This window comes from Streptomyces sp. NPDC057474, from assembly GCF_042802555.1.
Taxonomy (GTDB): Bacteria; Actinomycetota; Actinomycetes; order Streptomycetales; family Streptomycetaceae; genus Streptomyces.
The window spans coordinates 1-10,572 of the sequence record NZ_JBHVDX010000285.1 but is presented as its reverse complement, the minus strand read 5'-3'; the positions used below and the strand labels follow the sequence as shown (position 1 = coordinate 10,572).

Below are 10,572 nucleotides of genomic sequence, written 5' to 3'. Positions count from 1 at the left end.
GCCTCCCTCGCCGGTACGCCCGCGCTTGGACTGGTGGTGTTAGTGGGGCGGCGGAGGGTTGCTGGTGATCCGACTTCAAGGGCGCGCGGCCCCGGGTGTCCAGACCCGGGGCCGCTGACGGGCCGTTCACCCCTGTGGAAGGAACACGACCCAATGAAGACCATCGTCACTGTTCAGGACGCTGTTACGGCGTTCGCCGACTTCATGGAGCCGACGGATGCGGAGTTGGACGCGATCGAGGTGGAGTCCCCGCTGATCCTGGCGGAGGTCGACCTGTTGGACGCGCAGATCATCACCCTCGACCGCACCCGGACCGAGCTGGACGCCCGCCGTATCCGCCGGGCCCGCAACAAGGTGCTCGCCGCCCGTCGAGACCTGGTCAACCGCACCGTCGGCGAGAGCCTGCCGGGCGGTGCCGCGTGAACGGGATGCTCACGCTGGACGGCCTGGCCGCGCCGCTGCGGGTGCTGCGGCTGCTGGCCGCCGACTTCGGTCACCTGCCCGCACCGAGCGTGGACCTGTCCTACATCTACCCGGAGCGGCTGACGCTGCGGTTCCACGACGGGCTGGACGCGTTCGAGGCGTGGCGCGAGGCCCTGGCCGTACCGGCCGAGTGCGTGACGCACCAGGTGCAGAGCCACGGCATGACGCGCGTCCTGGAGGCGTCGACCGTGTACGCGGGCGCCGAGGTCCACCTGTACGGCTACAGCGACGGACCGACTCCCGTCGGGGGTGCCGCATGAAGGGCAAGACCGCTCTTCCCGCCGTCGCGATGACGGCGGTTTCCATGGTCCTCACCCTCGCCGTGATCCTGATGTGGCTGGGCACGGCGATGCCGTGGCCGGTCGCGCTGGTCGTCGGACTCGGCATCGACGGCGGTTGGCTGGCCACCCTCGCCTATGAACGCCGTCTCGCCGCCCAGGGCGACCACAACCGCGCCGTCACCGCCTTCGGCTGGTCGTTCGGCCTGGTCGCCACCGGCGTCCTGGTCGCTCACGCCCTCACCGCCGACCACTCCACCGGCGCGTGGCTCGCCGTGGCGTGGCTGCCGGTCGCGGCCAAGGCGCTGTGGCTGGTGCATGGGCTGTGGGAGCGCACCGCGCTCACCCCGGTCGCGCTCGGTGCGATCCGGGGTATCCAGCAAGAGGCCCGCGACGAGGCGGCCGTTGCCCGTGCCCGGCTGCGGGCGGAAGCGGCCACCGAGGAGACCCGGCTGACGGCCGTGACGCAGGCCGGGGCGCGCGTCGCACGCGTCCAGGCCAAGACCGCCGCCACCCTCGCGGGGGCGTGGTCGACGCTGGAGACGGTGCGGGACGGCGAGGACACCGGCAGGGCGCTGACCAGCGTGACGAGTCGCGTCACACCCGGCGTCACACCCGCATGGGAACTGCCTGTGTGGGGCCCGACGGAGCCGGTTTCCTCGCTCGCGCTGGAGTCGGTGCCCGCGCTCTCCGACGAGGTGCTTGACGTCCTGGTGGACGAGATCCGGCACAGCGAGTCGCCCGCCCTGTCCTACCGCGAGATGTCCGCCCGGTTCCGCGCGGCCGGCCACTCCGCATCCGAGGTCCGCCTGAGGGCGGCGTGGAAGCGCGTTGCCTGATGGTGGCGCACGCCCACCTGCCCGCTCTGCCGGATCACCTACAGCTACTGCCTTCCTGCCTCGCCCGGCACCTGCGTGCCGGGCGCCTACCCCGACCCTGACAGGTCCGACGGGAGTCTCTGACATGGGCAACTCCGATATACGCCGCCTTGACCGCGAGATCGGCAAGACGATGAAGAAGCTGGAAGCGGTGCGGCGGGGCGAGTGGTGGCCGCTGACCAGCCGTGAACGGCTGTCGATGACGCGTGCGATGGTCGGCGGCGCCCGCAGCGTCCACAAGGGCCGCAGCACGGCCGGTGCCGAGGACCGCATGGACTCCATCGGCTCCGCCGTCGAGATGCGGCTGAACGCGGAGCTGGCCGCGCTGCACGGCGAGCGTCAGCGGCTGATCACTGAGGCGGCGCGCGCCAAGGCCGCCAAGAAGTCGTCCGGCTGGTTCTGACCAGACCCAACCCGCGCACGCCGGGGTGGTCGCTCTTTCCACGGACCCGACCACCCCGGCATCTCTCCTCAACTCCCGCCCTTGAAGGGGCAGTCAGGAGCTCTTCCAGCATGTCTGAGAACGTCGTTCACCTCCACAAGCCCACCGACACCCCGGCCGTCGACACCGCGCCCACTGTGCTGACCGTCGTCCCCGACACCCCGGACGCTCCGGTCGCGCGGCCGGTGCCGCTGTGGGTGCGTTCGGGTCGCGCGGCGAAGAGCGCGGTCACCCACGACACCACGAAGACCGTCGTGCGGACGGTGGCCCGGCACGGGTCCTACACGTTCAACGGCGGGCGGATCGTGGCCCGCCGCACCTGGGACGGCAAGACCGGCGCCCGCTACGAGCGCATGATCCGCGCCGCCGAAGCCGCGGGGAACCTGGAAGCGGCGGAGGAGTGGGAGGAGCGGCTGCAGCGCTTCCGCGCCGCCCGCCACCACCGGCGCATGGACCTCCTCCACTCCCCCGTGGAAGCGGCCAAGGGGGTGGCCGTCGGTGCCGGGATGAGCATCGGGGTTCTGGTCGCGCTCGGGGTCGTCATGGCCATCAACAACGGCGACGTGAAAGACGTCATCACCCCGCTCGCGGCAACCATCGACTTCATCGCCCTGCTCATCCGGATCGTTCAGGTCGTGTGGGGTCCGGCGCTCACGATCGGCCCGTTCCTCGCCCTGCTCGCCCTGTGGGCCGTCGGCAGCAAGCAGCAGGCCGCACCCCAGTGGGCGCTTCCCGCGAACGTCCGCAGCAGCGAGGGTGAGCCGATCACCCCGTCCATCGTGGTCAAGGCCCTGCGCGACCTGGGTGTCCCGGCGCTGCGCAACGCCATCAAGGAGATGGGCGACGCCGGCGCTTCCATGCTCGGTCCGATCCGGATCGCCGGATGCGGCATCGAGGTCGACGTGACCTTGCCGTCCGGGGTGTCGACGATCGAGGTGCAGAACCGGCGCCGGAAGCTCGCGGAGAACCTGACCCGGCACGAGCACGAGGTGTTCATCACGATCCCGCAGGCCGCGCGGACGGTGCGGCTGTGGGTGGCCGACTCGGGCGCGCTGGACGAGCCGATCGGCCCGTCTCCGCTGGTCACGGACGAGACGATGACCGCCGACTACGCCAAGGGCAAGGCGCCGTGGGGGCAGGACCTGCGCGGCGACGCCGCCGCCTTGAGCCTGTACCAGCGCCACCTCCTCATCACCGGCCTGTCCAACCAGGGCAAGACCGTCGCCCTGCGCTCCCTCGCCCTGTGGGTCGCACTCGACAAGTCGGTGCAGTTCCTCATGGGCGACCTCAAGGGCGTGGGCGACTGGGCCATGTTCGACGGCCTTGCCACCACCCTGATCCAAGGGCCCACCGATGAGCACGTGATTCAGGTGACGGAGATGGTGGAGGGTGCGGTGGAGGAGATGAACCGCCGTATCCAGGCCCCGCCCGGCACCGCCTTCCCGCCGCTGATCGTGCTGGTCGACGAGGCGCAGGTGGCGTTCATGTGCCCGGCCGTGGACGAGGACAAGCGGCCCTACGGCGGCTCCAAGGCCAAGTCCCGGTACTTCATGGCCGTCCGGAAGATCCACAACCAAGGGCGGGCGGTCAACGTCCTGATGTGGCAGGGGACGCAGGACCCCACCGACCAGAACCTTCCCAAGCTCGTGCGCGAGGGCGCCCACACCCGCGCCTCCCTCGCGCTCGGCACCGAGTCGCAGGCCCGCATGGCGCTCGGGGACAAGGCGGTCGACGGCGGCGCCGCCCCGAACATGCTGCGTCCGGGCCTGGACCGGGGAACGCTGGTCGTCGCGTCCGACGGCATCGCCATCCCGGCCGGACAGGCGTCCATCACCGTCCGCACGCACTACATCGACGACGACGCGGCCGAAGTCCTCACCGATCGGGCCAAGGCCCTGCGCGACGGCGTCACCACCCTGCACGTGATCGAGCGGGGCGAGGACCACGACCCGCTCGCCGACATCGCCGCCGCCGTCGGCAACGCGGCGCGGGTACGCACACAGGACGTCCTCAAGCGGCTCGCGCTGGCGAACGAGGACGCCTACGGCAAGTGGTCGTTCATCGACCTCAAGCGCGTCCTGGACGGCACCGGCGCCGAGCCGTACAAGTCCGACGGCGTCATGGTCATCGGCCGCGACCGCCTCACCCGCGCCCTCGCCAACCGCGACGAGACGGGTTCCGCTTCCACCGCCGAATGACAGGGAGCCGACCCCGGACGGGTCAGGGAGGCAGGGAGAACTCCCTGAACCCCTCCCTGACCCGCCTCCCTGCACTTGACCTGCACGAATGATCAGTCAGGGAGGCAGGGAGGGCCGCAGGTCAGGACCCTTGAAACCCCCTCCACACGCCACCCCGCAGGGGTGCTTCCGCCTCCCTGAACGACTCGGAGAAGGGATTCCGCATGTCACACCGTGACCCGCCGGGGATCATCGCCCCGCACATACCCGCCGACGACTGGCGCCGCGCCGAAGCCACCGGGGCCCCGGTCGTCATCGTCGTCCAGGCCGCCGACAGCACGGGCATCCCGTGGCACCGCGTCCTGATCGCGTTCGGCGTCGCCGGGGCCGCCGCGTTCGGCACGTGGGGCCTGGTCGTCGCGCTGTGCACGCTGCTCGACGCCACCGCCGACGCTGTCACCGCCATCGCCACTGCCGCCGGACCCATCGGCATCGGCGGCATCACCTTCCGCCTCGCCCGCTCCAAGGGCGCCTAGCTACGCCAAGGGCGGCCCCTCCCTCTCGCCAAAGAAGCGGGGCCGCCCTTGCCAACCAGCACCGTTTCGGGAACTGGAGACCCCAGCATGCCCCAACCCGACGCCTTGCGTCTCGGCTCGCTGTGCACCGGATACGGCGGCCTGGACATGGCCGTACAGCAGACCTTCGGCTGCTCCCTGGCCTGGGTCTCGGACAACGACCCCGGCGCCGCCCGCATCCTCGCCCACCGCTACCAGGCGCCGAACCTGGGCGACCTGACCACCGCCCGGTGGGACGGGGTGGAACCGGTCGACATCCTCACCGGCGGCTACCCGTGCCAGCCCTTCAGCTCCGCCGGCCACCGGAAGGGAACCAAAGATGCCCGGCACATCTGGCCCCACATCGCCCGTGCCCTTGGCGTTCTACGACCCCGGCTCGCGGTCTTTGAGAACGTCGCAGGTCACCTTTCCCTCGGATTCGACACCGTCCTCGCTGACCTTGCCGCCCTCGGGTTCGATGCGGAATGGCGCTGTGTACGCGCGTCCGACATCGGCGCCGCACACCAGCGCAACCGGCTCTTCCTCCTCGCGTGGCCTGCCGACACCGGCGGCCCGGGACTGGCGCGGCGGTGGGCAGAGGGGACAACTGCCCACCGCCGTCACCTCACTCCTGCCGACCCCGTCGACCTCGGAGAACACCGGGCCCGGACACGCCGCCCAGGGCGGGATGAACCTGCGGCACGTCGTCTCGCTGCTGCCCACCCCGCGCGCGTCGGAGAACGAGAACCGGCAGACCAAGCGCACGCCGTCGCAGGAAGCCGGGACGCACGGCAAGTGCCTCTCGGCGGAGGTGGCCAGCCTGCCGACCCCGCCCGCATCGACTTCGGCGAGTACGGCCCGGCGGTCGCGCGCTGGGAAAGCGCCCTCGGACGCCCCGCTCCCCGGCCAACTGACGCTGTGGGACGGCTGAACCCGCCCTTCGTCGAATGGCTCATGGGCCTGCCCACCGGCCACGTCACCGACGTCCCCGACCTGTCCCGCAGTGCCCAGCTCAAGGCACTCGGCAACGGCGTCATGCCCCAACAGGCCATCCACGCCCTGAACCTGCTGCTCACCACCGCACCCGCCGGCGACCTCACCGCCGCCGCCTAGAACACCGCCAAGGGCGGCCCCCGTCTCGCCAAAGCCGGGGCCGCCCTTGTCCAACCCGTCCTCAACAGACCTGTTGGAGGTCTCCCAGCATGACGCAACCGACCCACATCCGGCGAGCGCTCGCCCTCGCCGCCCACGGCGTGCCCGTGCTGCCCCTGCGCGCGGGAAAGATGCCGTTCGGCAACTGCCCCGACTGCGCCGACAACGCGTGCGGCGGCCGACCGAACATGAAGACCCCCGGGCCCTGCGCCTGCCCGCAGCCGTGCCACGGCTGGGCCGCCGCCACCACCGACCCGCACGTCCTCGCCTCCCCGGCGTGGGCGTCCGCGTGGCGCAGGGCCGCCGCCGTCGCCTACCACCCCGGCGGCGCCGGGATGACTGTGGTCGACCTCGACAACCCCGCCGCCGTCGCCTGGGCCCGACAGACCCTGCCCGCCACGCGCACCGTTGCCACCACGCGCGGAGAGCACTGGATCTACCGGGGCGTGATGCGGTCCGTGAACGGCGTCCGTGAGGGCGTCGACATCAAGTCCACGATGTCCTACGCCCGTTGGCTCGGTCCCGGCGTCGGTGTCACGGTCGCTCTCCCGGACGCTGTGCGCACGCTGGCAGTAATGGAGCCGTCCCCGTCCCGCAGGGCGCCACAGGCGCGCACAGTGCCCCTGAGGGGCGGACAGGGGGAGTGCCCTCACCGCACGACCGCCTATCTGCACCGTGGCATCGCCATGGCCGAACAGCGCATCACCGAGGCCCGTAGCGCGGTGCACGCCACGGTCTACCGCACGTTCCTCGCCGTGCTGTCCACGCACGGCCGGTGCGGCTGCCTCACCGACACCCACGTTGCGCGGCTGTTCACCGCCGCGCAGGCCAAGGGCGAATCGGCCCGGCACTGCACCGACGCGTGGTCCAACGCCCTGGCCACGTTGGGACTGTGACCATGTCCGAGGACGAGAAGAACCCCGCCCGCGAGGTCATCACCGACTACGCGCAGGCCCACTTCCGGTACTTCCGCACCGCCGACGGGACCGTGTACGCGCAGAAGAACGGCCACCCCGTGGCCCGCCCGATCCGCTCCCAGGGCACGACAGGCAGTCACCGCCAGGAACTCATGGTCGGCCTGTTCAGGGACGGGCGAGGCGTGTTCAACGGGACCGCCCTCAAGGAGGCACTGGACTTGATCGAAGCGCTCGCCCTGACGGAGGACGTGCAGCCCGTGAACATCCGCGTGGCCCCCGGATTCGACGGGGCGACGTGGCTGGACCTGGGCCGCAGTGACGGGAAGTCCGTCCGCATCCACCCCACCGGATGGGACGTCCTCACCCCCGATCCCCGCGAAGTCTGCTGGCGGCGCACCCAGCTCACCGGCGAACTGCCCCTGCCCGTCAAGGACACCGACGGCAAGGGCATCGACCTGCTGATGCGGCTGTGCAACTTCGCCAACGCGGAAACCGAATGCCTGGCCATCGCCTGGCTGATCGGCTGTCTCGGACCGTCCGTGCCCGTCCCCGCCCCCTTCCTCACCGGGCCGCAGGGCGCGGGCAAGTCCACCGGCGGGCGGATGCTCGTACGGATCATCGAGGGCATGACCGGTGACCTGCGCCGCGCTCCGAAAGATGAGGACAATCTCATCGCGGCCGTGGCCGCCGGATGGGTCACCGCCCTGGACAACCTCTCCCACATGACGCCGGACCTGTCCGACGCGATGTGCTGCATCGTCACCGGAGCCGAGAGCGTCAAACGGGCCCTGTTCACCGACGGGGACGTCTTCCGGGCCCGCTACCGCCGGCCCCTCCTCCTCACCGGCATCGACGTCGGAGTCATCCGCCCCGACCTCGCCGAACGTCTCCTGCCCCTGCGTCTGGAACGGCCCCGGGTGCGGCGCACCGAGGCGGAACTGTGGGCGGAGTACGCGGAGGTTCTGCCCGTCGTTCTCGGCTCGCTCCTGGACCTGACGGTCAAGGTCCGCGCGGTGGCGGCGGAGACCCCCACCGATCTGCGGATGGCGGACTTCGCGCACCTGTGCGCGCAGCTCGACGCGGCCGCCGGTCTCGGGGCGCTCCCCGCCTACCGGGCCAGTCTCGACGACCTCAATGACGATGTCATCGAGGGTGACCTGCTGGCACAGACCGTTCTCCGGCACGCCGCAGACATCGAACCGGGCGCAAAGCAGCGGATGACCTCCACGGAGTGGCTGTACTGCCTCACCCGCCTCTACACGGGCGAGGACTTCCGCCCCCTGCCCAAAGGATGGCCGACCACCGGGAAAGTCCTCTCCGACCGCCTCAAGCGCCTACAGCCGACCCTCGCCGCGCGAGGTGTCCTCATCGACTCCGGCCGCACCAGGGAGGGCCGCTACATCGAGATGACCCGCTCACCCGCACCGCCCCCGCACGAACAGCAGTCGATCTGACCGGCACCGGCCCCGGACCGCACAAGCAAGAGGAGCACCCCCGGCCCGGCGTGCTCCTCTTGCTGTTCGGCGGCGGCGCCGCCCTGCGATGGACGCGCCGCGAAGCGGCCCCTTCTTCACGCCCTGAGCGGCACCGCACCACCACAGACACCCCCTCCTTTTCCTAAGTAGGGGAACGCTGCGTCACAGCGTCACCAGGCCCCCGGAAAACGGCGGGTGACCTGCGCATACAGGCCGTGACGCAGACGGCGTCTGCTGCGTCACGCCGCGTCACCTGCGTCATCGGTGACGCACGGCCTGCGTCACAGATGACGCACCCCCAACGCTCTGCGTCACCCCAAACCCGCAGGTCAGACACCCTGAATGACGCAGGTGACGCGGTGACGCAGAAATCCAGACCTCGGACGGGCGCAGGCTCCCGCCAAGCCCAAGCCCGTCGCTCTCCCTAAAGATCGAAGCCTCAAAGGAGTCGCTGCCTTGGCCAGCACCAAAATGCTCAAGCTTCCCGAAGTCCTCGAAGAGATCGAGATGAGTCGCGCTGCCTTCTATCGCATGCGTGCTCGTGGCAAGGCACCCAAGCTCGTCAAACTCCCGAACGGGCAGCTCCGTTGCCGACGTGCCGACCTTGACTCGTGGTGGAACAACCTCGAACGCCCCGCCTACTGACCGATCCCAACCCAACGACCGCTCGACAACGGGCCCGCCACACGGCGGGCCCGTTCCTGTGAAAGGACCCTTGTGGGAAGCACGTACACCGTTCGGATCTGGGCCGTCCGTCAGCGCAAGGACCGGGGCCAGACCTCGGCCGAATTGCGGTGGAAGGTAGGCGACACCCCGCACTCTCAGACCTTTGGAACCAAGACCCTCGCCGACAGTCGGCGCGCGGAACTCCTGACCGCCGTCAACGCCGGTGAGCCCTTCGACGAAGCGACTGGCGTACCGGTCAAGGAACTCCGGCAGCGCAACGACGTGAGTTGGTACCAGCACGCGCGCGACTACATCGAGATGAAGTGGCCGACAGCTCCCGCGAAGACCCGGACGGGACTCGCCGAAACCTTGGCCACGGCCACGCCCGCGCTGGTGACTAGCCGTCGCGGCATGCCCGACGCGCGGGATCTGCGCAGCGCCCTCTATAGCTGGGCATTCAACTTCAACCGCTGGACGGACGACCCGCCGGCGGAAGTCGCGCGCATCCTGTCGTGGGTGGAGCGCAACACGATGCCCGTGAGCGCCATGGATGACCCGCTCGTGATCCGCAAGGTGCTGACCGCCTTCACTCAGCGTCTGGACGGCAAGAAGGCCGCCGCTGCCACCGTGAAGCGCAAGCGTGCCGTCTTCCACAACGCTCTGGGCTTCGCCGTGGAGGCCCGACGGCTCCCCCACAACCCGCTTCCCCAGGTTCAGTGGGTGATCCCGCCGACTGGCGACGAGATCGACCCCGGCTGTGTCGTCAACCCGCGACAGGCCCGGACGCTGCTGGATGCGGTGGAGAAGCAGGGCCCCCGTGGCGAGCACCTGAAAGCGTTCTTCGGGTGCCTGTACCACGCGGCCCTACGCCCCGCAGAGGCTGTCTGGCTCCGACACGACAACTGCGAACTACCCCTCACTGGTTGGGGCACCCTGCACCTGGACGGTTCGCGCCCGCGAGTTGGTCGCGGGTGGACCGATTCCGGGGAAGCTCATGACGAGCGAAGCCTGAAGTGGCGGGCGGAGCGGGAGATCCGGCACGTCCCCATCCCGCCGCACTTCACCGCCATGCTCCGGGAGCACATCCAAACCCACGGCGTCGCACCGGACGGACGACTCTTCCGCACGGCGCGCGGCGGATTCGTACAGGAGAGCGGCTACGGCGAGGTATGGGCAAGGGCACGGAAAAAGGCGCTCACCTCCCAGCAGCACGCGTCACCGCTCGGAGGACGTCCCTATGATCTTCGCCACGCGTGCGTCTCTCTGTGGCTCAACTCCGGAGTTGACCCCGTGGAGGTTGCCCGGCGCGCTGGGCACTCGGTGGCCGTCCTGCTGAAGGTCTACGCGAAGTGCCTGGACGGCGCCACCACCATGGCGAACGACCGGATCGACGACGCGCTGAAGCGCTGGCAGTGACCCACACTGCCCCGCACATGCCCCACACGCACTGGTCAACACGTGATTCAAGGTGAGACAAGGTGGGGCAATCCACGCAAAATGGCCCCACGGCCAGCCTGGATAGCGAAAGGGCCCGTGACCAGCATTCCTGC

11 protein-coding genes are annotated in these 10,572 nt (G+C 70.2%); all 11 read left to right on the top strand.

What is annotated here, in order from left to right; genetic code table 11:
- The first annotated feature begins 153 nt into the window (after nt 1–153).
- The 11 genes from ACFU53_RS42820 to ACFU53_RS42770 all read left to right on the top strand — a co-directional run bounded on the left by ACFU53_RS42820 (nt 154) and on the right by ACFU53_RS42770 (nt 10,438).
- Entirely contained in the window at nt 154–423 is a 270-nt protein-coding gene (locus ACFU53_RS42820) for a DUF6284 family protein (RefSeq protein ID WP_384005196.1), read from the top strand.
- A gap of 5 nt (nt 424–428) precedes the next feature.
- Nucleotides 429–743 (top strand): hypothetical protein, encoded by a 315-nt coding sequence (locus tag ACFU53_RS42815; RefSeq protein ID WP_384005198.1) that lies wholly within the window; start codon nt 429–431, stop codon nt 741–743.
- Entirely contained in the window at nt 740–1,600 is an 861-nt protein-coding gene (locus tag ACFU53_RS42810; RefSeq protein WP_384005195.1) for a protein spdB, read from the top strand. The genes ACFU53_RS42815 and ACFU53_RS42810 overlap by 4 nt, the downstream gene beginning before the upstream one ends.
- A gap of 124 nt (nt 1,601–1,724) precedes the next feature.
- Nucleotides 1,725–2,042 carry a hypothetical protein gene (locus ACFU53_RS42805; RefSeq protein WP_384005194.1) on the top strand — a complete coding sequence of 106 codons (318 nt, stop codon included), beginning with the start codon at nt 1,725–1,727 and terminating at the stop codon, nt 2,040–2,042.
- A 110-nt stretch (nt 2,043–2,152) separates the two neighbouring features.
- On the top strand, nt 2,153–4,279 hold the full coding sequence (locus ACFU53_RS42800; protein WP_384005193.1) for an FtsK/SpoIIIE domain-containing protein: 2,127 nt from the start codon (nt 2,153–2,155) through the stop codon (nt 4,277–4,279).
- A gap of 203 nt (nt 4,280–4,482) precedes the next feature.
- A complete protein-coding gene (locus ACFU53_RS42795) occupies nt 4,483–4,794 on the top strand; it encodes a hypothetical protein (RefSeq protein ID WP_384005192.1) in 312 nt (103 codons plus the stop codon).
- Nucleotides 4,795–4,881: 87 nt separating this feature from the next.
- The gene (locus tag ACFU53_RS42790; protein WP_384005191.1) at nt 4,882–5,925 is read left to right on the top strand and encodes a DNA cytosine methyltransferase; all 1,044 of its coding nucleotides are present in this window, start codon (nt 4,882–4,884) and stop codon (nt 5,923–5,925) included.
- A gap of 89 nt (nt 5,926–6,014) precedes the next feature.
- On the top strand, nt 6,015–6,860 hold the full coding sequence (locus tag ACFU53_RS42785) for a bifunctional DNA primase/polymerase (RefSeq protein WP_384005190.1): 846 nt from the start codon (nt 6,015–6,017) through the stop codon (nt 6,858–6,860).
- A gap of 2 nt (nt 6,861–6,862) precedes the next feature.
- Nucleotides 6,863–8,335, top strand: a complete 1,473-nt coding sequence (locus tag ACFU53_RS42780) for an ATP-binding protein (RefSeq protein ID WP_384005197.1) — start codon at nt 6,863–6,865, stop codon at nt 8,333–8,335.
- A gap of 477 nt (nt 8,336–8,812) precedes the next feature.
- Entirely contained in the window at nt 8,813–9,001 is a 189-nt protein-coding gene (locus ACFU53_RS42775) for a helix-turn-helix domain-containing protein (protein ID WP_327744835.1), read from the top strand.
- Between the two features lie 72 nt (nt 9,002–9,073).
- Complete coding sequence (locus ACFU53_RS42770) at nt 9,074–10,438, top strand: tyrosine-type recombinase/integrase (protein WP_384005189.1); 1,365 nt, start codon at nt 9,074–9,076, stop codon at nt 10,436–10,438.
- The last annotated feature ends 134 nt before the right edge of the window (nt 10,439–10,572 follow it).

Bases quoted from the DNA above. Each gene is read 5' to 3' on its own strand.
- ACFU53_RS42795 (WP_384005192.1), top strand. From the start codon at position 4,483: ATGTCACACCGTGACCCGCCGGGGATCATCGCCCCGCACATACCCGCC.
- ACFU53_RS42785 (WP_384005190.1), top strand. From the start codon at position 6,015: ATGACGCAACCGACCCACATCCGGCGAGCGCTCGCCCTCGCCGCCCAC.
- ACFU53_RS42800 (WP_384005193.1), top strand. From the start codon at position 2,153: ATGTCTGAGAACGTCGTTCACCTCCACAAGCCCACCGACACCCCGGCC.
- ACFU53_RS42790 (WP_384005191.1), top strand. From the start codon at position 4,882: ATGCCCCAACCCGACGCCTTGCGTCTCGGCTCGCTGTGCACCGGATAC.
- ACFU53_RS42810 (WP_384005195.1), top strand. From the start codon at position 740: ATGAAGGGCAAGACCGCTCTTCCCGCCGTCGCGATGACGGCGGTTTCC.
- ACFU53_RS42820 (WP_384005196.1), top strand. From the start codon at position 154: ATGAAGACCATCGTCACTGTTCAGGACGCTGTTACGGCGTTCGCCGAC.
- ACFU53_RS42780 (WP_384005197.1), top strand. From the start codon at position 6,863: ATGTCCGAGGACGAGAAGAACCCCGCCCGCGAGGTCATCACCGACTAC.
- ACFU53_RS42815 (WP_384005198.1), top strand. From the start codon at position 429: ATGCTCACGCTGGACGGCCTGGCCGCGCCGCTGCGGGTGCTGCGGCTG.
- ACFU53_RS42805 (WP_384005194.1), top strand. From the start codon at position 1,725: ATGGGCAACTCCGATATACGCCGCCTTGACCGCGAGATCGGCAAGACG.